Below are 24,166 nucleotides of genomic sequence, written 5' to 3' on the forward strand. Positions count from 1 at the left end.
TGCTTTTCAATCCAAACTAAATACCCAATTTTAGTTTAAAATAACAACACATGAAAATCAATTCCCAAATCGTAGAAATTGACGGTATCGACAAAGAAATTTTACGCGACCTGATGGAAGACGCCCGTAAACCAATATTGCAAATTGCTAATAAAATAGGAATTTCAGGAGCTGCCATTCACCAACGTTTGCGAAAACTAGAGCAGTCTGCTGTTATTTCGGGATCAAAATTTACGGTAAACAATAAAATTTTGGGTTATAATACGATGGCTTTTGTTGGGATTTATCTGGATAAAGCTGCCCGAAATCCAGAAGCGGTGCGTGATTTAAAGAAAATTCCTGAAGTATTAGAATGCCATTATACGACCGGAAACTGGTCAATTTTGATAAAAATTATTTGTCGCGATAACGAGCATTTAATGCAATTACTAAATACTAAAATACAAGCGATAGAGGGCGTTTCCAGAACAGAAACCTTCATATCCCTAGACCAACAAATCGACAGGCAGATTCAGTTATAGCTGGATTTCATTCCTTTACAACTCCATAAACTTTGTCATTTCGACGAAGGAGAAATCACATAATCCAAATAACTTAATGAGATTTCTCCTTCGTCGAAATGACAGAATAGAGACAAAAAAAACCATATTGTCGCGAAACAATACGGTTTTCTATATAATTCTCCACTTATCTAATCTCTTCGGGTTCCGCCCATATAAATCGAAACATAATACAACAGCGTAGCAATAGACCCCAAAGCAGCCACAACATACGTTCTAGCAGCCCACTTCAAGGAATCTTTAGCTCCTGCTTGCTCCTGTTGTGTCAGCATTCTTTTGTTTTCTAACCAAGCTAACGCTCGATTACTCGCATCGTATTCGACCGGCAAAGTAACAATTGAAAACAAAGTGGTTGCCGCAAAAACAACAATTCCCACCAATAATAATGATGGAAACGTCTTTATCATCAAGATTCCAGCAAGCAAAATCCATTGCATGTACATTGATGCCACATTCACCACGGGTACTAATTTAGAACGCATTGTCAACCATTGATATCCTACAGCATGTTGTACGGCATGCCCACATTCATGTGCCGCAACTGCAGCAGCTGCTGCATTTCGCTGATTGTAAACCGCCTCACTTAGATTTACGGTTTTGTCAGAGGGATTGTAATGATCCGTCAAACGTCCCGGTGTCGAGATCACTCTCACATCACGAATTCCGTTATCAGCAAGCATTTTTTCGGCAATTTCAGCGCCTGACATTCCGTTTTGTAATTGTAATTTCGAATAGTGTTCAAATTTACTTTTTAGTCTTGAACTAACTAACCAGCTGAAAAGCATAATTGCTCCGGCAAGAATCAAATAACCCATTCCCATATTTTTGTTTTTTATTTTTTGTTTAAAGTTATAAAACAAATATCAAAATCTGAACCAAATTTTCATAATGTCAATTTGGCATTGGTGAAATGGAATACGGATAGCGCGGTTGAAACAGGTTTGCATCGTTTTTTATTTATTAAAAATAAAAAATCCAAATTCTAAAAATAGAATTTGGATTAATATGATTATTGCAATAATGAATAATTATCCCACCAAGTTAATAATTTTTCCCGGAACAATTATCACCTTATTTGGCGTTCTGCCTTCTAATTGTTTGATGGTTCTTTCGTCTTTCATTACGATTTCCTCAATTTGTTCCTTGGTTAAGTCCAAAGGTAAAACCATCGTGAAACGCATTTTTCCGTTAAAAGAAACCGGATATTCCTTTTCGCTCTCTACTAAATATTTAGCTTCAAAAACAGGAAAAGTAACCGTTGCAATCGAACCTGTATTTCCTAATAGCGACCATAATTCTTCGGCGATGTGCGGCGCATAAGGCGAAATCACAATTGCTAATGGTTCTAAGATTGCACGAGAATGACAGTTTTGAGTGGACAATTCATTCACACAAATCATAAACTGAGAAACCGATGTATTAAAAGAAAAACCTTCAATATCTTCCGCCACTTTTTTGATGGTTTTATGTAATGATTTCAAGTTGTCTTTGGTTGGTTCGTCATTGGTCACAATCAAACCATTATCATCAAAATACAAACGACACAGTTTTTTCAAGAATCCAAAAACACCGGAAATTCCTGCCGTGTTCCAAGGTTTCGCTTGTTCCAATGGTCCTAAAAACATTTCATACAAACGCAACGTATCGGCTCCGTATTCATTACAAATATCATCCGGCGTTACGACATTGTATTTGGATTTAGACATTTTTTCGATTTCACGACCAACGATGAATTTTCCGTTTTCTTCCGTAATGAATTCTGCGTCTTTATAATCTTCTCTCCAAAATTTAAACTTTTCGACATCTAATTCATCGGAAGAATTTACTAAATTAACATCCGTGTGTAGTTTTACTGCAGAACATTTATAGTTGTAGAATTCCTCATCTACATTTACCTCCAAACCTCTAAACTTCAGTTCAGGAAATTTATTTTTAATTAAACTCCCTAAAACAGCGTTATCTACAATGCCATATTCATCAGCTTTAAATAGACTTGATTCGAACATATTTTTCGAAATACTCACAAAGAAGGGACCTGGACATTCAACTTCAACAAGATTAATCTCATCATTAAAAGTATCTTTTGCAGCATAAGAATGAATAATTTCCACCCAAACACCATAAACAAAAGCACTCATTCCCAAAATCATTCCCTGATTGATCAGTTTTTTGAAAGGTTCTTCGGTTGGTGCAAAACCTTTGTCTTTTAAGAATTTGTTCCAAAAACGGGAATACAATAAGTGACCTGTTGCGTGTTCGCTTCCGCCAATGTATAAATCCACACTTTCCCAATATGCCAAAGCGTCTTTGCTTGCAAATTCGTTTTCATTGTGTGCATCCATATAACGCATCCAATACCAAGAACTTCCAGCCCAACCTGGCATGGTGTTCAATTCAAGAGGAAATATAGTCACATTATCCATTAACTGAGTACTAACCACTGAACACTGAACACTGTCCCAAGCCCAAACCGTAGCGTTTCCTAAAGGCGGCAAACCTTCTTCGGTTGGCAGGTATTTTTCTACTTCCGGCAAGATGATTGGCAAATGTTGCGCATCAATCATTTGCGGCAAGCCATTCACATAATAGACCGGAAACGGCTCTCCCCAATAACGCTGGCGAGAGAAAACTGCATCACGCAAACGGTAATTGATCTTTCCTTTTCCTTGGTTTATTTTTTCTAATTCAGCAATTACTTTTTGAGTTCCTTTTTTATAATCTAATCCATTTAGAAAATCAGAATCTACCAATTGAAAACCATCTTTAGCTCCAAAAGCAGCTTCCGATATATCTTTATCAAAAATGTTCTTGATTTCCGTCATTCCTTCTTGACCTTTATAGAAATTCGCAAAAGCGTAATCTCTTTCGTCCCCACAAGGAACCGCCATAACTGCGCCTGTTCCGTAACCCGCAAGGACGTAATCGCCAATCCAAACCGGAATCGACTCTTTCGTAAAAGGATGTTCTGCATACGCTCCGGTGAATACTCCTGAAATAGTTTTTACATCGGCCATACGTTCTCTTTCGGAACGTTTTGACGTTTTTTCTATATAGGCATCCACTTCTGCTTTTTGTTGTGGAGTTGTAATTTGAGAAACTAATTCGTGTTCTGGTGCCAATGTCATAAACGTAACTCCAAAAATAGTATCAGGTCTTGTAGTAAAAACATCTATATATTGTTGCTCACTTTCGACTTTTGACTTTTGACTTTCGACTTTAAAAGAAACTGTTGCGCCAACGGATTTTCCAATCCAGTTTCTTTGGCTTTCTTTGATGCTTTCGCTCCAATCAATATCATTTAAACCTTGTAACAAACGTTCCGCATAAGCCGAAATTCGCATGCTCCATTGCGTCATTTTTTTACGAACAACCGTAAAACCGCCACGTTCTGAAACGCCATTTACGATTTCGTCATTTGCTAAAACGGTTCCTAATCCCGGACACCAGTTCACCTCAGACTCGGCTAAATACGTCAATCTGTATTGCAGCAAAATTTTCTCCTGCTGTTCTTTTGCGAAAGCATTCCATTCATTTGCTGAAAAACTTTCAATATTTTCATCGCAAACGGCATTGACATTTGCGTTACCCTCTGTTGAAAAAATGGAAACCAAAGTAGAAATATCTTCTGCTTTATCGTTGTTTTTATTGTACCAAGAATTGAATAATTGGATAAAAATCCATTGTGTATGTTTGTAATAATCCGGATTTGAAGTGCGCAATTCTCTGCTCCAATCGAAAGAGAATCCAATTTTGTCCAGTTGCTTTCTATATCCCGCAATTTTATTTCCTTCTTTATCCGTTCCGCCATCAATATTTACTGAAGTCGTATCTTCCGGACGCTGTCCCGTTTGAATGGCATATTGCTCCGCAGGCAATCCAAAACTGTCATAGCCCATTGGGTGCAATACATTGAACCCTTGGTGTCTTTTGTATCTGGAATACACATCAGAAGCAATATATCCAAGCGGATGTCCCACGTGCAATCCCGCTCCAGATGGATAAGGAAACATGTCAAGCACGTAATATTTAGGTTTTGTTGAGTTGTTTTCGGCTTTAAACGTTTCGTTTTCTAACCAATATTTCTGCCATTTGGCCTCTATTTCGTTCGGATTGTATTTCATTTTATTTAGAAAATATTTTATAGTATTGCTGACCTAAAAATTTGTTTGATATCATTTGTTTCTATTGAACAAAGGTTCCAAATTGTATAACAAATTAAAATAACCTCCAAAATTTTTTGATTTATTATTCTCGATAGTTACCGTATTACTTAAGTCAAAATCACCAACCAATTCAAAACTGATATTTTTTAAAAAAGTAGTTCCAAATCCCATCAATCCGCCAAAGTTTACTTTATGATAGAAGTCATCCAAATCTTGATTTTTATCGGATTTTGCATCTAAAACATAAGTCGTTCTAAATCCTCCAAGGAAATGAAATCCTTTGTTATAATCTCCTCTTACATCAAATTTAAAAAGCGGATGTAATTGAAGGGTTTTCAATTTAGCATCAGAAAACGTTAACGGAGTAAGTTGGTTATTAATAATTTTGAAATATCCATTTTCTTCGGTATTGGTATAGATAAGATTGGCTTTAACACCAAATCTGTCCTTTAATTTATAATCGACAAAACCCCCAAAATTAAAATAACTACCTCCAGAATTACCAATTAATGACCCTTTAATTTCAATATCATAAAAATTGGCTCCTGTAACCAATCCATATCTTAAGTTTTGTGACGCAACCGAACATGAAACCAAAAAAAGCAATCCAATTATAATTTTTTTCATTGTAACAAATTTTATTTAAACTAGTTTTTAAAATGAATTTAAGGAGCGAATTTACGTTTATTGTACGAAAGTTGAAACTTTGAACGTTATTAACTTCAAATAAAGAAATTCTTTGTTATTTTTACCCAATAATTTCAGTAAACTATGAGTTCTTCCTTTGATAATTTTCAAAAACGTCGGTTAATTTCCTCCTATTTTTCAGTAGTGCTAAGTGTATTCTTGGTGTTATTTCTGTTAGGAATATTGGGTCTTTTCATTATAAATTCTAAAAAATTAGCTAACGATTTCAAAGAAAATATTGCCATGACGGTTTTTTTCAAAAATGAAGCCAATGATACGGTTTTAAAGACTTTTGGAACTGAATTAAAAACAAGTCGTTTTGTAAAATCCTACGATTATGTTACCAAAGAAGCTGCTGCAAAACAACATACGGACATTATTGGTGAAGATTTTATGGAGTTTCTAGGGGAAAACCCGTTACAAAACTCGTATGACATTCACTTAAAAGGAGATTATGTAGTTAAGGACAGTATTACTAAAATTGAAGCTGGTTTGCGCAAAAACAAGATGATTTCGGATATTGTATATGACAAACAATTAGTGAATCTGGTGAATGACAACATCAAAAAAGTAAGTATGTGGATTTTAATAATTAGTGGTTTTCTCGCTTTTATTGCCGCTTTACTAATTAATAGTTCGTTGCGTTTATCTATACATTCTAATCGATTTATCATCAAAACCATGCAAATGGTGGGTGCTACCAAATCATTTATAAGAAAACCATTTGTGATGCGAAGTATCAAACTAGGAATGATTGGTGCATTTTTAGCCATTATCGCTTTAGTTGGCGTTTTACTTTATGTGGAAACCAACTTTCCAAACCTAGGTATATTAGAAGACAAAGCCATGATTGGAGTTGTTTTACTTAGCGTTCTAGGAATTGGTATTTTAATCACCTGGTTGAGTACGCATTTTGCAACCCAACGTTTCTTGAATTTAAGAACTGACGATCTTTATTAATTTTTAAAGGCAGAGCACCAAATTTAGTATTAAAAAAATAGCCTTATTATCCCATATAAATGAAAAAAGACGACCATAAACAAGATTTCCTTTTTGATAAAATAAACTATAAAATCCTATTAATCGGGATCGGTGTAATTGCTTTGGGATTTATTCTGATGTCTGGTGGTGGCAGCGATGATCCAAACGTATTTAATGAAGAAATTTTTAACTTCAGAAGAATCCGACTGGCACCAACAACCGTTTTAATCGGTTTTGGAATTACTGTTTACGCCATTCTTAAAAATCCAAAAAAACAATAAACAGTAACGAGTTATAGGTTGTATGATACAATATTACAACAACGAAAAACGAAAAACGAAATACTGATCACCAACTAATGAATACATTACAAGCCTTTTTAATAGCTATAATCGAAGGATTAACTGAATATCTACCCGTATCATCCACAGCTCACATGGTTTTCCTGAGCTCCTATTTTGGAATTCAAGAAGATGATTTTGTTAAACTTTTTCAAGTATCCATTCAGTTTGGAGCTATTCTAGCTGTAGTTGCTTTATATTGGAAAAAATTTTTCGATTTCTCTTCAAAAAGTGTTGCCTTCAGTTTTTACCTCAAACTTATTTATGCCGTAATTCCTGCTTTGGTTTTAGGAAAGTTGTTTGATGAAAAAATTGAAGCCGTTCTTGGAGATCCCATCCCTATTGCGATTGTATTAATTTTAGGCGGTGTTATTTTACTTTTTATTGATAGTCGTTTTCAAAATCCAACTGTCATTAAAGAAGAAGATATCACGGTAAAAAAAGCTGTAATTATTGGTTTTTGGCAATGCTTAGCAATGATGCCGGGAACAAGTCGTTCTGCTGCTTCAATTATTGGAGGAATGCAACAAGGATTAACACGTCATGCCGCAGCAGAATTCTCTTTCTTCTTGGCAGTTCCCACTATGATGGCCGTTACTTGTTATTCAGTATTCTTAAAAACCTACGAAACGTCACAAATGAAAGGTTATGAATTAATTTTAAAATCTAACGAAAACATTCAGTTATTCTTAATAGGAAATGTTGTTGCTTTTATCGTTGCTATTTTAGCGATTAAATTTTTCATAGAAATCATCAAAAAATACGGTTTCAAACCTTGGGGTTGGTACCGAATAATAGTAGGGATCTTTTTATTGATCTACTTTTCATACTTTAAATAAACCCTTTTGAAGACAGCCGAAGATTACCAAAACGGACAAATTTTACTGATTGATAAACCCTTGAATTGGACTTCATTTCAGGCGGTGAATAAATTGAAATGGGCTTTAAAAACCAAACTAAAGCTACCAAAAAAATTCAAGATTGGTCATGCTGGAACATTAGATCCTTTGGCAACCGGATTATTATTAGTTTGTACTGGAAAATTCACCAAAAGAATTACTGAACTTCAAGGTCAAGCCAAAGAATATACGGGAACTTTTTGTATTGGAGCCACAACACCTTCGTACGATTTAGAAACTGAAATAGACCAAACTTTCTCTACGGAACATATTGATGAGGCTTTAATTCATGAAACCGTAAAACAATTTCTAGGCGAAATCGATCAAAAACCACCTATTTATTCAGCTATAAAAAAAGATGGTGTTCGACTATATGAACATGCCAGAGCAGGAGAAACCATTGAAATTGCTTTTAGAAAAACAACCATTCACGAATTTGAAATCACCAGAATCGCACTTCCTGAAATAGATTTCAGAGTGGTTTGTAGCAAAGGAACTTACATTCGTTCGCTGGCATTTGATTTTGGACAGGCGATGAACTCTGGTTCGCACTTAACGGCTTTACGACGAACCAAAATTGGAGATTATAATGTAAAAGATAGCATAGATATTACAATTTTTGAAGATAATTTAGAACCAAATAAGTAGCATTATGAGACTTTTTATACTCTCAGCTGTTTTATTACTTTCTACATTTTCAGCTTTTTCACAAAGCAAGAAATTTACATATATACAATTTGACGTTGCTATTGCTATCAAAGGAAATCAGGATCGAGGAGAAACTGATCTAAATGGCAATACTAACAATTTATGGTTTTTACCCGATGGGTTAAACAGTAAATTAGGATATGGAATACACCATAACAAATGGATCAGTTTAGGGATTCATTCGGGAATAGACTGGAAGTGGGCAGACAAATTGGTTGTTGTTCCTGTTTTTGCAAATTTGAAATTAAGTCCAAAAATTGGTGAGGACAGCAGAATAGCACTTCAGTTAGGTTTAGGAAAAGTAATGGCACTAGGTCGCGGAAATCTATTTGGAGATTACAAAAAGATAAGTTTGGGCGTTCAAACGCCGGATGACCTTATTATATTCATTGAACTAAGCCATTATGCGATTCCTATTCACAATCAAAAAGACAGTGGAAGTATTAGTTTAGGGCTTTCCTTAGTAAATTTCCAATAAAACTAGCGCTCTATATCAAGCATCAAAGCAACCAATTCGTTTTGTGTAGTAACGCCTTTATCATGCAAATACCAGAGTTGTAAATTGGTTTTAAGTGTTTCATCAATAACACCAAATTCTTTTTTGTAATTAGCTACTAAATCAGTTGCTACCTTAGGTCTTGGACCCCAACTACCTAATATGCCGCTTGTTTCTTTATTTACAATTATCAATATTGGAATTGATTTATTTTTATTAGTCAAATACAAGTTCATCAATTCTTCATTTTCATCACGCAACACAATTCTAAAATCTATTTTACCGGATTCCTCTGCCATTTTATTCATGATTGGCAAAATCTGCGCTGCATCACCGCACCAACCTTCCGAAATAACTATCCAAATGTATTCGCTTTTCAAATTTTTTAACTGAAGAAGGTTTTCTTCCGAAATTTTAATAGTTTTATCCAAGCGATGCATACGGGTTTCATTCAATGTACTGTAATGCGTCAAATCTTCGGATTGTTCATTTCCGGTTGATTTTCCTTCGAGTAATAAATCTGAAATAAGTTTTCTATATTCTGTGTAGGAATGACTGTTGAATAATGCTTTAGCTATTGGAATTTTCATAATTAAGGAAATATTTTTGACAAAGTTACCATAAAAATAAACTTTAAACATGACTTATATCACTTTCAATTCTACAAAAAGACTAATTTTATAGCAAATAACAAAGATGGATTTAAAAACAAAATCAATAGGATTAGTACTTTCCGGCGGAGGTTCTAAAGGGATTGCTCATGCGGGGGTGATTAAATTTCTAGAAGAAAAAAATATTCGCCCGATACAGATAGCAGGTACAAGCGCAGGTTCTATTGTTGGCGCCATGTATGCTTGGGGAAAGACACCGGAGGAAATTCTGGAATTCTTCAAGTCCATCTATATTTTTCATTGGAAACATTTAACCTTCAAAAAAGCGGGACTTATTGATTCAGAATCCTTCAAAAGTTATTTTCACACAATTTTTAAAGATGCTGTACTTGGCGATTTAAAAATTCCAATTCAAATTACGGCTACCGATATGGTTCGGGGAAAATTAAAAATATTTGCTCCTGACACCAAAATTACAGATGCAATATTAGCCTCTTCGGCATTTCCGGGTATTTTATCTCCTTATGAGATAAAAGGAAATATTTATAGTGATGGTGGCATATTGAATCATTTTCCAACTGATATTTTGCAAGGACAATGCGATACTGTGATTGGTATTTATGTGAGTCCCATTCAAAAAATAGAAGCTAAGGATTTGAATTCAATAAAAGCCGTAACGACTAGAGCTTTTGATATTCTTTCGGCAAATTCAAATAATCATAAATTTAATAATTGCGATTGGGTCATCGAGCCAAAGGATTTATGCCTATACAGTACCTTTGAAACCAACCGAATTAAAATGGACGCCGTATTTAACATTGGCTATGAAGCCGCAAAAAAATCGTACGAAAAACTAAATTTATAATATTTAAATAACCCATTTTGTAAAAAACAGAATATGTCTATATTTGCACCAATCAACTCAACACACACATGAAATACAAAAGAATTCTTCTGAAACTAAGTGGAGAAGCTTTAATGGGCGACTTACAATACGGAATTGACCCAAAAAGACTAGCTGAATATGCTGATGAAATTAAATTAATTCATGACAAAGGAGTAGAAATAGCGATCGTGATAGGTGGTGGAAATATTTTTAGAGGAGTTGCCGGAGCCAGTGCAGGAATGGACAGAGTGCAAGGAGATTACATGGGAATGCTGGCCACTGTGATCAACGGAATGGCATTGCAAGGTGCATTGGAAGAAAAAGGAATGAAAACCCGTTTGCAAACGGCGTTAAAAATGGAATCCATAGCTGAACCGTATATCAAAAGAAGAGCAGATCGACACCTAGAGAAAGGAAGGATTGTAATTTTTGGAGCTGGCACAGGAAATCCATATTTTACAACAGATACCGCAGCAGTTTTGCGTGGTATTGAGATCAATGCTAATGTAATTCTAAAAGGAACTCGGGTAGATGGTGTGTATGATTGTGATCCAGAAAAGAATCCAGCTGCTGTGAAATTCGACTTTATTTCCTTTGATGATGTTCTCAAAAAAGGATTGAATGTAATGGATACGACTGCATTTACATTAAGCCAGGAAAATAAATTACCAATCGTAGTTTTCGATATGAATAAAGTAGGGAACTTATTGAAAATCTGCAAAGGAGAAAACATAGGAACCGTAGTAAATATATAGTTAATGGTTCCTGGTTATAGTTCTTGGATGTCTCCAAAATTCTAAAACCTAAAACCCAAAACCTAAAAAAATGACTGAAGAAATTGAATTTATATTAGATAGTACCAAAGAATCAATGACGGGTTCTATTGCGCATTTAGAAAAAGAATTTTTAAATATTCGTGCTGGAAAAGCATCTCCGGCCATGCTAGGAAGTGTTTTTGTTGATTACTACGGATCCGCGACGCCGCTTTCTCAGGTATCAAAAATTAGTGTACCTGATGCCCGAACAATTACGTTACAACCTTTTGAAAAAAACATGTTGCATCCTATCGAGAAGGCAATTATGGTTGCAAACATTGGTTTTAACCCAATGAATAACGGTGATGTAATCATTATAAGCGTACCTGCACTAACTGAGGAAAGAAGACGCGATCTTGCTAAACAAGCCAAAGTTGAAGCCGAAGATGCTAAAGTAGGTATCAGAAATGCCAGAAAAGATGCTAACACTGAAATCAAAAAATTAGAAAAAGACGGAACTTCAGAAGACATTTGTAAAAGTGCTGAAGAAGAAGTTCAAAACTTAACCAACACGTATATCCGTAAAATAGATGAACTTTTAGTGGTGAAAGAAGCTGAAATCATGAAGGTGTAAACCTGATTGTAAATACCATAAAACCGTCTTGTTATGGAACAAGGCGGTTTTTTTTATGGTTGTTATCACGACTTGGTAGCTCCATTTGTTTATTTCTAAACTAATTCTTCTAAAAAAAGAACTAGTATCAGAAGCTACCTACCGTTTAACAATACTTACTGCTGTTCCTGTTATCATTACTGTGATTAAACTTTCGCTACTTTTAAGTTCAACATCTACTTGAATTCCTACAACTGCATTGGCATTGATTTTTTCAGCATTTAATTTTAAATTAGCAAATGCCTTTTCTCTGACTTCTGAAATACTTTCACTAATACCGTCGTAGTATTTTTGCATATTAAAAGTCAAGCCCATTTTTTGCATGTTAATTGCAATTCCTGAAACAATGCCGTTGTACTCGAGTATTTTATAATCTTCGATTGAGTTCGTTGTCGTTAAAATCATAGTATTTATATTGCTATTGGATTAAAGGTTGTGAGTAAGGGTATTAGAAACATTAACTCTAATTTTGTGTGGTCTATCAAAAATAAAAAAGGCTACCTGAAAAGGTATCAAATTATGCTAATGACTCGAAACAAATTTTAATCCTATAATAGAACTGATCAAAGTAGTGATAAAGAAAATTCGCCAAAAATCAGCCGGTTCTTTAAATACAAAAATTCCAACAAGAACCGTTCCCACTGCCCCAATTCCCGTCCAAACTGCATAAGCAGTACCAATAGGCAAAGTTTGTGTGGCTTTGTAAAGCAAAACCATGCTGATCGTTAAGCAGGTTAAAAATCCGCCCAACCATAATGTTGCCGTCATTCCAGTGTTTTCCTTGGCCTTGCCTAGACAAGTGGCAAAACCCACTTCAAAAAGACCGCCAATAATTAATAAAATCCAGTTCATGTTATTGTTTTAAAATTAATACCGAAGGAACACCGCGCAACCAATCACTTCTTAAATCTACAAGTGCTTTCCAACTTTCGAGACTAATTAGCATTAGGTCTTGCTGCGCCAATAGTTCCTCTGTAATTGTTTTATCGGTTATTAAACCAATGTTATTTGGATATTTTTGTTCCAAAGAATCTATAGCGCTATTCATCACAAAATTAGTTGATAGATGTCCATTCACATCCAATATAACAATTTTAGCATTATTATTGTATACCAATTTTTGAATATAATCAATTACAAAAGAATCTTCAGGACTGAAAATAGGAATAAAAACATGCTTCACGTGCTGTAAATCCTTGTCAATCAAAATCCCGATTGGCATTTTAGTTTTCAAGATAATCTGTCTTGTTCTTTCGTCAAAAGGAGAGTTTTCGAACAAGCCTTCTTTCCCTGTAAACTTATCGATCAAACGATCAGGATTGATGATTCGTGTGGTAAAACCTATTACTTTGCCAAGAATGGTACCCTCAAATATTGATTTTCCCAACCCGATCAATAACAAATCATAATCGCCTTGATTGGCTACATCAGCAATTTCGGTTTCAATATCCATTGTTGCTTTAAAAATCGTGGTAATATCCTGTTTCAGCAGTTGGGATTCTTCAACAATGGGATAAAAACTATTTTTTTCTTTATCTTCCATGTTAAAAGTATGCACCTCATCACTCAAAGATAAGTGCATAACGGTAATACTGGAGGTACTTTTTTGTTTTTTTATTAAACTGTTGGCCAATCGCAATAATGATTTTCCTTTTTCATTGTTCCCAAACGAAATTAGAATTCGGTATTTATTATGGTTTGTTGATTCCATAATTTCAACACCATCTTTAGTTTTAAAGATGTAATTGATTAAATCCAAAGCCGGTCCAGTCATAAATGTGGTAACCAAAGCCATAATTACCATCATGGTAAATACCTCCGGAGTCAAAACTTTAAGCTCCAATCCGATATTTAGAACTATCAATTCCATCAAACCTCTGGTGTTCATTAAGGCGCCAATCGTAAGGCTGTCACGCCAACTCTGTCCTACAAATTTGGCTGCCAAAGCACTTCCCAGAAATTTCCCCACTACAGCAACCAAAATAATAAAACCGGTTACTTTCCATAAATACGGATCATTGATAAGTCCAATTTCTGTTTTCAAACCCGTAAACACAAAGAACAACGGCAGTAAAAGTATTAACGCCACATCTTCTACTTTTTCTATGAAAATGGTTCTGAATTTTGGAACATCAGGCATAATAGCTCCCGCCATAAATGCGCCAAATAACGCATGAATCCCAATTACTTCCGTAGCATACGACGAAATGATAAGAACCAAAAAGAAGATAGCCACAACTGGTTTGATGATAGTGTCTTTGGAACCATATAAATCCCCAATTCTTTTCAAGAATGGTTTTACAATAAAAATCATAGCAGCAACATAAATAACTGCCAACATAATAATGTATAATGAACTAACAAAAGTTCCTGCTTTGACTATGGCAATAACCACGGCCAAAATGCACCAAGCAGTAATATCATCCGCAGCTGCGCACGTAATAACGATGGCTCCAAGTTTGGTTTTATGAATTCCTCGTTCCTGCACAATTCTGGCCAAAACCGGAAAAGCAGTGATACTTAACGCAATTCCCATAAACAAACTAAAAGATAAAAACTTGACGCCTTCGGGAGCAAATCGATTGTACACAAAATATGCCAGTCCTATTCCAAGAGTAAAAGGGATTATGATGCTGGCATGACTGATTACTACAGCTTCATTAGCTTTGTTTTTCAGTACTTTCAAATCAAGTTCCATTCCTATAACAAACATAAATAGTATTAAACCTATCTGGCTCAAAAATTTTAAATTGCCTAAGGATTCAACCGGAAATAAAGCCACTGAAAATTCAGGAAAATATAATCCTAACAACGATGGTCCAAGTACAATTCCCGCTATAATTTCCCCAATTACGGATGGCTGACCAATTTTCTTAAAAATCCAACCAAAAACTCGAGCCACAAGAATAATAGTGATAATTTGTGCCAATAAAATAGCCAAAGGATCCTGAAAATTATGTTGTATCGAAGCTAAAAAATCACCCCACGAACCTTTTCCACTTTCAGGTGTGTCAATTGTTTCGGCCACTTCAAGATGCTTTCCTTTAGTTATAATCCAATACATCAAAGCAGAAAAACCGCCGGTTATCACCAAATAAAATACTGTGTTTTTATATTTTTTCATATACTCTTTTATAACCTACGCCTCCACTATAAATACTGAAAATGAGAACTCAAATGTATCATTTATATCTTATAAATTAATTTAATTATAAATAAAAAAAAGTACCTTGAATAACGGCAATGACAAGCAAAAAGTTTTGGCTAAAACCTATGATCTATAGTGGTTTTGACTACCTTTGCAATCTTTATAAATGAATTATGATTAAGTGGTTTAGTTTAGGCTTTTGGGAATTAATAGCCCGGATTGTCCTTAGAAATAGAATATTAATGTTATCCATTATTATTGTGATAACGGCGCTTTTAGCACTACAATGGAAAAATATCCACTTCACTTTTACCGAAGCCAATTTATTGCCGGATGATAATATTGTAAATATTGAGTACAATGCCTTTTTGAATAAATTTGGCGAAGAAGGAAATCTGGTCATCATCGGTGTAAAGGATAACGCCATATTTACGCCAAAAGCCTACGCGTCTTGGAGTAAAATGATGAATACGCTCAAAGGAGACAAAGCCGTTGATTTAGTCGTTTCGCTCAATGACTTAAAGAAATTACAAAAAAATGATTCACTGGAAACCTTTGAACTAGTTCCTTTTGTGGATCAAAGCAAAACTGTTGATCCGGCGTATCTTCAAAAAATCAAAAAAGAACTGTTCAATGATCTGCCTTTTTATGAAGGACTGCTTTTCAACAAAAGATCGGGAAGCATTCGCTCTGCTATTTACATGGATAAAAAAATTGTAAATACGGCTGCAAGAAAAGATTTTGTTCTTGATAAATTGGTTCCCGCAGTCGAAATATTCGAAAAAGAAACGGGAATCAACCTACGCGTATCAGGAATGCCTTACATCCGAACGCTGAATGCAAAAACCATCACTGATGAAATTAGTATCTTTATTGGAGCTTCATTATTAGTCACCTCTTTGCTTTTCTTTTTCTTTTTTAGAAGTTTTAGAGCGACATTAATATCTCTAATCATTGTTATTATTGGTGTCATGTGGTCTTTTGGTTTTCTAGGATTATTGAATTATGAAATCACGGTTTTGACAGCCTTAGTTCCTTCTTTAATAATTGTCATCGGAATTCCGAATTGTATTTTCCTGACTAATAAATACCATCAGGAGTACAAGATTCACCACAACAAAGCCAAAGCATTACAACGTGTCACTACCAAAGTGGGAATGGCAACCTTGATGACAAATCTCACCACAGCCATAGGTTTTGCTACGTTTATTGCTTCTAACAATCAATTATTATTAGAGTTTGGAGTTGTGACTTCTATTAATATCATGGCACTTTTCTTTTTATGCATTATTGTCATCCCTATTTTTCACAGTTATATTCCGGCTCCAAAAGAGCGTCACATGGAGCATTTAGACCGAAATTATGTGAAGGTTTTTATGGATTGGATTCTGAGAAACATAAAATACAATCGATTTTCAATTTATGTCGTTTCGATTGTTCTTCTAGTCATAAGCATTGTAGGAATCTATGAAATGCGAATTTCCGGCAGTTTGATTGAAGACATGCCGAAAAAAGAAGCCTTTTTTGAAGACATTGTTTTCTTCGAAAAAGAATTTGACGGCGTAATGCCACTGGAAATTATGATTGACACCAAGCGTAAAAAAGGAGTCATGAAATTGTCTACGCTGAGGCGAATGGACGAGCTGGAGGAAACCATTGACGAAATTCCCGAATTATCAAAACCCATTTCGATTGTGAATTTGGTAAAATACTCCAAACAAGCATATTACAACGGAAACCCAGATTATTATGAATTGCCAAGTTCTCAGGAACAGTCGTTTATTTTGTCGTATGCAAAAAACGCTACAAAAAATTCGAAGGACAATCTGATGAAAAGCTATGTGGATTCCACAGGACAATTTGCCCGAATCACGACATTTATGCGTGATGAAAACGGCGATAACATAGCTAATATTGAAGCTGAGATTCGGAAAAAAGCCGATAAAATTTTTCCGCCTAATCAATACAAAGTGACCATCACAGGAAAAGCACTAGTTTTCCAGAAAGGAACCGGTTACCTGCTAGACAATTTACTTTCGTCGCTTGCATTTGCCTTTTTCCTGACCGCGCTTTTGATGGCTTTTATGTTCCGTTCGTTCAAAATGGTATTGGTTTCGATTATTCCAAATTTGTTACCGTTAATGCTAACTGCAGGAATCATGGGCTTTCTGGACATTCCGCTGAAACCATCAACAATATTGGTTTTTGGAATTGCGTTTGGACTTTCGGTAGATGACACCGTGCGATTCCTGTCGCAATACCGTGAAGAACTAAAGAAAAACAATTGGAAAATCCGCAAATCAGTATATGCTACATTTACGGATGCCGGTTTGAGCATGTTCTATACTTCTATCGTGTTGTTCTTTGGATTTTCAGTATTTATGTTGTCCAGTTTTGGGGGAACGATCGCGCTGGGCGGATTAATTTCGTTGACCTTATTGTTCGGAATGCTGTCTAATTTGATGTTGCTTCCTGCTTTAGTGCTTACTTTAAACAAAACACTGGCTAACGAACAAGATTTTATTGAACCCAAAATTGACATTATTGAACCCAGTGATGCTGAAATTGATGATTTAGAAAAAAACAAATAGCGTTACAATATCTGTTACCTGCTATTATTTGCAATTTTATATAGCTTCCAGCCTTTAAAAGCCTAGAAGTTATATAAATGATTTTCAATGTTATTGGGCTAGGAAAGTGCAGAAAACAAGAAAATCTTTTAATTCATCTTGTTTTATCCTGCACTGTTTTCTGAACATTATAGGTCTTAGAATTCATTATTAAATATCTATCAGGTTAAAAAAAATTTGCAGGAAATTCATAATAATATTTCTGAAAACTCTCAAATATCTCCATTCGTTTAGCCCCGATAGTAGAGGAAATCCTTTCTAGTCCTGAACTTGTTTCAGGATACTGAAACAAGTTCAGGACTAGAAAGATTGAAACGATAGCGGGAAATAGCTCCAAAAAATAAATTTAATTTTTAACTTCGTTATAAACTTGGCTACTCGTCTTTTTATAATTGGCTGATATTGATTGCCAATTATATAAATAGTATATTTGCACAAATTATTGGAATATTATGAATAACAAGGAAGGCAATAATAAGAAAAGTGGTCCTAGAGCAAGTAGCTCCAGACCAAGTTCGAATAAGCCAAAACCTGCCATGCAGAAGCGCGCTCAAGGGCCAAAAAAAGTTAAAGTTACTACTAAAGTTGCCGAAGTTGCTACTGATAAGGTAGAGAAAAAACAAAATCAAGCGCCAAAGAGACCGAAAGTAAAAGATGAAATTCGATTGAATAAATACATCGCTAATTCTGGTGCGTGCTCGCGTCGTGATGCTGATATTTATATTCAATCCGGAACTGTTAAAGTAAACGGAATTCCTGTTACCGAAATGGGATATATGGTAAAACCTGGTGATGTTGTAAATTTTGACGGCGCCACTTTGACTCCAGAGAAAAAAGTATACATCTTACTGAACAAACCTAAAAACTTCACAACTGCGATGGACGAAGGTCAGGAATATCGTAACGTATTGGAATTGGTTAAAGGTTCTACGACTGCAAAAATTGGAGCTGTAGGAAGAATGGACAAGAATACAACTGGTTTATTATTGTTCACGAATGATACGGATATGATTCGTAAATTTACGTTACCAAGTCAAAAATCATCTAAAATTTACCAAGTTTCATTAGACAAAAACTTAAAATTTGAGGATTTAGAAAAAATAAATAAAGGACTGACTCTTGACGGACATCGTGTTTTTGTAGAAGACATAAGCTACATTGATGGAGAAGCAAAAAGCGAAATTGGCTTACAGTTGAGATCTGCTAACGTGAAAGTGGTTCGAAATATTTTTGAACATTTCAGTTATGATGTATTGCGAATTGACAGAGTTGCTTTTGCTGGTTTGACTAAAAAGAATTTGCCAAGAGGAAACTGGAGATTGCTTACTGAACAAGAAATTATTAATTTAAAGAACGTTTAATATTTCTTTAAAATTATAAATATGAAATCCCTTTTGCGTAGCGAAATGGGATTTTTTTATTAAAAATTCAATCTCAAATAAGTATGACACCAGAAAAATTACAATCAATTGCTTTTAAATGGTTTGAAACTTTCAACAATAAAGAATTAGAAAAACTATTATCCTTGTATGACGAGGATGCAGTACATTTTAGCCCAAAACTAAAAATATTTAAACCCGAAAGTGAAGGTTTTGTTACCGGCAAAGAAGCCCTGCGAGAATGGTGGAAAGATGCCTTTGAGCGTTTACCTAGCTTGAATTATAAAGTGAAATCGCTTACCGCCAATGGTGACCGCGTTTTTATGGAATACATCAGAACAGTTACTGGCGAAGAAGATTTACTGGTGGCAGAAGTATTAGACATTAGAGAAGACAAAATAATTGCTTCGCGAGTGTATCATGGATAATTTTTTTTGAACAACAATAAAAAACCCTACAACAAATTATTCATGTTGTAGGGTTTTTTGTTTTTAAAAGAAAACTAGCTTTATCCTTTTATTCTTTTAAATGTATCTTCTTTTTTATCTAGACCACGTTTTCTCAACAATGGTTCAATACTTGGTTCAGCTCCACGGAAACGTTTGTACAAAACCATTGGGTCTTCTGTTCCTCCTTTTTCCAAAACATTCTCACGGAACAATTTGGCTTTTTCAGGATTGAACAAAGTGGTTGTTTTAAACGCTTCAAAAGCATCTGTATCTAAAACTCCAGACCAGATGTAGCTGTAATATCCTGAAGAATATCCTCCAGAGAATATATGACTGAAATACGTACTTCGATATCTTGGAATAATAGATGAAATTAAACCAATTTTAGTCATTGCAGCTTTTTCGAAAGCATTTGCATCAACGGTAATGTCTTTGGTTTGCGAATGGTATTCTAAATCTAACAAGGAAGCTGCAAGATATTCTGTTGTAGTAAATCCTTGATCAAAAGTACCTGCCTTTTTTAATTTATTTACCAATGTTTCCGGAATCACTTCACCCGTTTTATAATGTTTTGCATACATTTTTAAAACCTCTGGCTCAGCTGCCCAATTCTCCATAATTTGAGAAGGAAGTTCTACGAAATCTCTTGGAACACTTGTTCCTGCTAAACTTTTATACGTCACATTAGATAGCATTCCGTGTAAAGAATGTCCAAACTCGTGAAAGAAAGTCGTAACCTCATCAAATGTCAAAAGTGCCGGAGCATTAGCTGATGGTTTTGTAAAATTACAAACAATAGAAACTACCGGAGCCACACGTTTTCCGTCAACAGTTTTTTGAGTTCTGTACGAGGTCATCCAAGCGCCGCCACGTTTTGATTCACGCGGATGAAAGTCCATGTATAAAACACCCAAATGGGTCCCGTCTTTCTCAGTCACTTCCCAAACGGTAACATCTTCATGATATTTTGGAACATTCGTCAGTGCTTTAAACTGAAGCCCGTAAAGCTTTTCGGTTACTTGAAAAACGCCTTTTCTAACATTTTCTAAACTGAAATAAGGTTTTAATTCTTCTTCGTCTAAATCAAAACGTTCTTTTCTGATTTTTTCTGTGTAATACCTCCAGTCATACGGTTGCACGGCACCTTTAATTCCTTCTTTAGCCATCATTTTCTGAATATCGGCGGCTTCCGTTTTGGCTATTTCCAAAGCTGGTTTCCACAAATCATTCAATAGCTTATTCACATTCTCTGGCGTTTTAGCCATCGATTCTTCTAAGACATAATTGGAGTGTGATTTAAAGCCTAACAATCTCGCTTTTTGTCCACGAAGATTTGCTAACTCAATTGCATTTTTCTTGTTGTCAAACTCATTATCTTGGTTCCCCCTCGTTTGATATGCATTCCAAATTTGTTTGCGCAATTCTCTATTGGAACTGTATTGCAAAAATGGCATCACGCTAGAATTAGAAAGAGTAAAAACCCATTTTCCCTCTTTGCCTTTTGCTTTAGCATCAACAGCGGCAGCATCAATTAACCCTTGTGGTAGTCCCGCTAAATCTTTTTTATTATCAATAACCAACTCGTAGGAATTGGTCTCCGCCAAAATATTCTGACCATATTTTAAACTAGTCAGTGAAAGATCTCCATTTATTTTACGCAATATATCTTTGTCTGCACTTGATAAATTGGCTCCGCTTCTAACAAAATCTTTGTAGGCATTATCTAAAATTTTTGCTTGTTCTAAATTAAGGCCCAGCGTTTCTTTTTTGTCCCAAAGCGTTTTTACTTTTGCAAATAATTTCTCGTTCAAATAAATATTATCTCTGTGAGCGGAAAGATTTGGTGCTATTTCTTTGGCAATAGTCTGAATCTCTTTGTTAGTATTTGCCGAATTTAGATTCGAAAAAACCGTATTCACATTTGACAATAATTCTCCAGCATTTTCCATGGCAAGAATTGTATTCTCGAAAGTGGCTGGCAGCGTATTATTTGCAATAGCATTAACTTCAGACTCATGCTTACTGATTCCTTCTAAAATAGCGGGTTTAAAATGTTCATTTTTAATTTTGTCAAAAGGCGGCACATTAAATGGCGTGTCGTAGGCGTGAAAAAATGGGTTCATAGTAGTATTTTCTTGTTTTTCTTGTGCTTTAATTGTTAGCATATTTCCAATGACTAACAAAATAAAAAAGGATTTTTTTCTCATTTAGGTTTGATTAAGTAGAAAGGTAAATTTAACCGAAATGTTTTTAAAACAAGAACGGCAGCGACGCGTTAACTAAATTTTATGACATATAAAGACACTTTTACAGCCAAAAAACTATTCTTATATTTAAAATTGAAAAAAAATCGATAAATTAGCTTAATCTATAACTAAACCCACATCATGAGAAAAACAACCATTTTTTTGCTTTTCGTAACCGCTTCACTATTGCTGGTTAATTGTAAATCGGAAGATAAAAAACAAGACTTCAGCAGTCTGACCAAAAGCTATTTTGACGACAAAAACGCGATGAATCCATTAGATGCGACTCAAAGTGGTCAAAACCAATACAACGATCAACTGCAGTTTGAAATGACAGACAGTTTCAGAAAATCGCAAGAAGCGTTCCTCAACAAATACCAATCAGCCCTGCAAAATATCGCCATCGAGGACTTATCTGCGGAGGAAAAAAACAGTTACGAAATCATTAAATGGGAAGTTGAAATTGGGAAAGATTTATTAAAACAGCCTACAAATTTACTTCCTGTTCACCAATTTTGGGGAACGCATCTAACTATGGGACAATTTGCAGGTGGAACCGGCGCACAACCTTTTAAAACAGAAAAAGATTACACCAATTTCCTAAAAAGAATGGATAAATATGCTGTTTGGATCGATTCAGCGATGGTCTACATGAAAAAAGGAATTGCAAAAGGTGTCGTATTACCAAAATCATTAACGGTAAAATTGGTTCCACAATTTGCGGAAATGGCTACGCCAAATATACAAGACAACTTATTTTATTCGGCTATCAAACTGATGCCTGCCTCTTTTCCTGATAGTATAAAAGAAGATTTGACGGCAAAATATACAGCGACAATCAACACTAAACTGATTCCGCAGTACAAGAAAATGGCCGATTTCCTAAATAAAGAATACCTTCCTGCCTCCAGAGCAACTAGCGGAATAGGGAGTTTACCTTTTGGAAAAGAATTATATGCAGCCTACGTAAAACAATGGACCACTACTGAAATGACTCCTGAACAAATCCATGAATTAGGATTAAAAGAAGTAGCCCGCTTGACTGCCGAAATGGAAAAGGTGAAAACCCAAGTAGGCTTCAAGGGCACTTTACAGGAATTCTTTGAAGAAGTGAGAAACAAGAAAGAATTAAAACCTTTCACCAAACCAGAAGAAGTTATTGCTAATTTCCAAAGCATTTATACACGCATCAAACCAAATGTGGATAAGTTATTCGCTTTGCAACCCGCAACGAAATTTGAAATCAGACGAACCGAAGCTTTTAGAGAAAAAACAGCTAGTGCGGAATACAATCAAGGAACTGCTGACGGTACGCGTCCCGGTATTTTCTATGTTCCCATTCCTGATGTAGCGAATTATAATATGTATGGCGATGAAGATTTGTTCTTGCATGAAGCCATTCCGGGTCATCATTTTCAAATATCCTTGCAACAAGAAAATAAAAATTTACCTGATTTCAGAAAATTCAATTGGTTTGGCGCTTATGGCGAAGGTTGGGCTTTATACACAGAAAGTTTAGGAAAAGAACTTGGATTGTACCAAGATCCGTATCAATATTTTGGAATGCTGGGCAATGAAATGCACCGTGCAGTTCGATTAGTAGTTGACACCGGATTACATTCTAAAGGGTGGACTAGAGAGCAAGCCATTAAATATTCGTTAGAAAACGAAGCCGAAAGTGAAGCAAGCATTATTCCAGAAATTGAGCGCTATATGGCGATTCCAGGACAAGCGCTGTCGTATAAAATTGGCCAATTAAAAATCATGGAACTTCGCAAAAAAGCGGAAACTAAGATGGGTGCTAAATTTGATATTAAGAAATTCCATGAAAAAGTATTAGAATCCGGAGTAATGCCATTGGCTTTATTGGAAACAAAAATTAATGCTTGGATAAATGAATCTAGATAAAATATTATCCCTGTTTTACTTAGATTCAACAACAATCTGGATTGAATTTTTATCAGAATTTGGAAAATCAATCATATGTTTTTTTTCAAATTTATCGATTTGAACCATTCTACTTTAGTTGACTAATCTAACAAAGACCAACAACTACGATCTACAAATTATTTAAATATCAGTTGGAGCACAAAACAAAGAGTCCTGATGCTCAGTAGATAGGATTTCAACACTTATTATTCGTAAAAAAGAATGTGATTTCCTGTAAAATATCTTTTTGGTTTGAAATCTAAAAGAAATAAGAATCAACATATCGTGGTTATCAATAGGAATTATCCCCAAAAGGCTTGATGCTTCTTGGGGATAATTTTTTTTAAAAAAACTTGAATGTTACTTTTTAAAACAATCGAAATGCTATGGTTATGTTGCTACTGCTAATAGATTTGCACTATTTAATAGATTGATCACAAACTTGTTTTTATTAGAAGTTTATAAGTTTTTTTTCGTAAAATTATCATTTTGAACCTCTAATTGATTTCCTTTTTTACGGATCTGGAAAAACAATATTTCCAAATCGGGAATTAGAGCTTTTGGTCATCAGCTTTGCACTATATTAAAATTCACCAATTCCAAAAACAAAATCCTTTACCAAAAA

The 24,166-nt window shown here is 35.0% G+C and carries 21 protein-coding genes; 13 read left to right on the forward strand and 8 right to left on the reverse strand.

What is annotated here, in order from left to right:
- Positions 1-50 precede the first annotated feature (50 nt).
- Entirely contained in the window at positions 51-521 is a 471-nt protein-coding gene (locus ACEN2F_RS04540; protein WP_441736550.1) for an Lrp/AsnC ligand binding domain-containing protein, read from the forward strand.
- Between the two features lie 170 nt (positions 522-691).
- Here ACEN2F_RS04540 and ACEN2F_RS04545 read toward each other — a convergent pair whose 3' ends face one another.
- The 3 genes from ACEN2F_RS04545 to ACEN2F_RS04555 all read right to left on the reverse strand — a co-directional run bounded on the left by ACEN2F_RS04545 (position 692) and on the right by ACEN2F_RS04555 (position 5,350).
- Positions 692-1,381 (reverse strand): zinc metallopeptidase, encoded by a 690-nt coding sequence (locus ACEN2F_RS04545; protein ID WP_441736552.1) that lies wholly within the window; start codon positions 1,379-1,381, stop codon positions 692-694.
- Between the two features lie 207 nt (positions 1,382-1,588).
- Entirely contained in the window at positions 1,589-4,681 is a 3,093-nt protein-coding gene (locus tag ACEN2F_RS04550; protein WP_441736554.1) for a leucine--tRNA ligase, read from the reverse strand.
- 51 nt (positions 4,682-4,732) lie between these two features.
- Positions 4,733-5,350, reverse strand: a complete 618-nt coding sequence (locus tag ACEN2F_RS04555; protein WP_441736556.1) for an outer membrane beta-barrel protein — start codon at positions 5,348-5,350, stop codon at positions 4,733-4,735.
- A 144-nt stretch (positions 5,351-5,494) separates the two neighbouring features.
- On the opposite strand from ACEN2F_RS04555, the gene ACEN2F_RS04560 reads away from it, so the two are divergent.
- The 5 genes from ACEN2F_RS04560 to ACEN2F_RS04580 all read left to right on the forward strand — a co-directional run bounded on the left by ACEN2F_RS04560 (position 5,495) and on the right by ACEN2F_RS04580 (position 8,817).
- Positions 5,495-6,370 carry a cell division protein FtsX gene (locus ACEN2F_RS04560; protein ID WP_441736558.1) on the forward strand — a complete coding sequence of 292 codons (876 nt, stop codon included), beginning with the start codon at positions 5,495-5,497 and terminating at the stop codon, positions 6,368-6,370.
- Positions 6,371-6,429: 59 nt separating this feature from the next.
- Positions 6,430-6,672 carry a DUF3098 domain-containing protein gene (locus ACEN2F_RS04565; protein WP_441736560.1) on the forward strand — a complete coding sequence of 81 codons (243 nt, stop codon included), beginning with the start codon at positions 6,430-6,432 and terminating at the stop codon, positions 6,670-6,672.
- A gap of 77 nt (positions 6,673-6,749) precedes the next feature.
- Complete coding sequence (locus ACEN2F_RS04570) at positions 6,750-7,571, forward strand: undecaprenyl-diphosphate phosphatase (RefSeq protein ID WP_441736562.1); 822 nt, start codon at positions 6,750-6,752, stop codon at positions 7,569-7,571.
- Positions 7,572-7,577: 6 nt separating this feature from the next.
- A complete protein-coding gene (gene truB / locus ACEN2F_RS04575; protein ID WP_441736564.1) occupies positions 7,578-8,279 on the forward strand; it encodes a tRNA pseudouridine(55) synthase TruB in 702 nt (233 codons plus the stop codon).
- Positions 8,280-8,283: 4 nt separating this feature from the next.
- Positions 8,284-8,817, forward strand: a complete 534-nt coding sequence (locus ACEN2F_RS04580; RefSeq protein WP_441736566.1) for a hypothetical protein — start codon at positions 8,284-8,286, stop codon at positions 8,815-8,817.
- 2 nt (positions 8,818-8,819) lie between these two features.
- On the opposite strand, the gene ACEN2F_RS04585 is transcribed toward ACEN2F_RS04580, so the two are convergent.
- Positions 8,820-9,425: a thioredoxin family protein gene (locus ACEN2F_RS04585; protein ID WP_441736568.1), complete on the reverse strand. Its 606-nt coding sequence runs from the start codon at positions 9,423-9,425 to the stop codon at positions 8,820-8,822.
- Between the two features lie 106 nt (positions 9,426-9,531).
- Between ACEN2F_RS04585 and ACEN2F_RS04590 the strand changes: the two genes are divergently transcribed.
- From ACEN2F_RS04590 to frr, 3 genes are all read left to right on the forward strand, one after another.
- Entirely contained in the window at positions 9,532-10,311 is a 780-nt protein-coding gene (locus ACEN2F_RS04590; RefSeq protein ID WP_441736569.1) for a patatin-like phospholipase family protein, read from the forward strand.
- Positions 10,312-10,379: 68 nt separating this feature from the next.
- Positions 10,380-11,087, forward strand: a complete 708-nt coding sequence (gene pyrH, locus ACEN2F_RS04595; protein ID WP_441736570.1) for a UMP kinase — start codon at positions 10,380-10,382, stop codon at positions 11,085-11,087.
- Positions 11,088-11,157: 70 nt separating this feature from the next.
- Positions 11,158-11,721, forward strand: a complete 564-nt coding sequence (frr, locus tag ACEN2F_RS04600; protein WP_441736571.1) for a ribosome recycling factor — start codon at positions 11,158-11,160, stop codon at positions 11,719-11,721.
- Positions 11,722-11,859: 138 nt separating this feature from the next.
- Here frr and ACEN2F_RS04605 read toward each other — a convergent pair whose 3' ends face one another.
- The 3 genes from ACEN2F_RS04605 to ACEN2F_RS04615 form a co-directional block, all read right to left on the reverse strand.
- On the reverse strand, positions 11,860-12,165 hold the full coding sequence (locus tag ACEN2F_RS04605; protein WP_441736572.1) for a heavy metal-binding domain-containing protein: 306 nt from the start codon (positions 12,163-12,165) through the stop codon (positions 11,860-11,862).
- A 117-nt stretch (positions 12,166-12,282) separates the two neighbouring features.
- Entirely contained in the window at positions 12,283-12,612 is a 330-nt protein-coding gene (locus tag ACEN2F_RS04610; RefSeq protein WP_441736573.1) for a DMT family transporter, read from the reverse strand.
- Position 12,613: 1 nt separating this feature from the next.
- Positions 12,614-14,884: a cation:proton antiporter gene (locus ACEN2F_RS04615; RefSeq protein ID WP_441736574.1), complete on the reverse strand. Its 2,271-nt coding sequence runs from the start codon at positions 14,882-14,884 to the stop codon at positions 12,614-12,616.
- A 197-nt stretch (positions 14,885-15,081) separates the two neighbouring features.
- On the opposite strand from ACEN2F_RS04615, the gene ACEN2F_RS04620 reads away from it, so the two are divergent.
- The 3 genes from ACEN2F_RS04620 (at position 15,082) to ACEN2F_RS04630 (ending at position 19,345) form a co-directional block, all read left to right on the forward strand.
- Positions 15,082-17,499, forward strand: a complete 2,418-nt coding sequence (locus tag ACEN2F_RS04620; protein WP_441736575.1) for an efflux RND transporter permease subunit — start codon at positions 15,082-15,084, stop codon at positions 17,497-17,499.
- A 491-nt stretch (positions 17,500-17,990) separates the two neighbouring features.
- Positions 17,991-18,899, forward strand: coding sequence for a pseudouridine synthase (locus ACEN2F_RS04625; protein WP_441736576.1), 909 nt, complete (start codon positions 17,991-17,993; stop codon positions 18,897-18,899).
- Positions 18,900-18,982: 83 nt separating this feature from the next.
- Positions 18,983-19,345 carry a nuclear transport factor 2 family protein gene (locus ACEN2F_RS04630; protein WP_441736577.1) on the forward strand — a complete coding sequence of 121 codons (363 nt, stop codon included), beginning with the start codon at positions 18,983-18,985 and terminating at the stop codon, positions 19,343-19,345.
- An 80-nt stretch (positions 19,346-19,425) separates the two neighbouring features.
- Here ACEN2F_RS04630 and ACEN2F_RS04635 read toward each other — a convergent pair whose 3' ends face one another.
- Positions 19,426-21,573: a M3 family metallopeptidase gene (locus ACEN2F_RS04635; protein ID WP_441736578.1), complete on the reverse strand. Its 2,148-nt coding sequence runs from the start codon at positions 21,571-21,573 to the stop codon at positions 19,426-19,428.
- A gap of 180 nt (positions 21,574-21,753) precedes the next feature.
- Here ACEN2F_RS04635 and ACEN2F_RS04640 point away from each other — a divergent pair, with 180 nt between their 5' ends.
- Positions 21,754-23,520, forward strand: coding sequence for a DUF885 domain-containing protein (locus ACEN2F_RS04640; RefSeq protein ID WP_441736579.1), 1,767 nt, complete (start codon positions 21,754-21,756; stop codon positions 23,518-23,520).
- Positions 23,521-24,166 lie beyond the last annotated feature (646 nt).

The organism is Flavobacterium sp. W20_MBD1_R3 (assembly GCF_052119725.1).
Lineage (GTDB): Bacteria > Bacteroidota > Bacteroidia > Flavobacteriales > Flavobacteriaceae > Flavobacterium.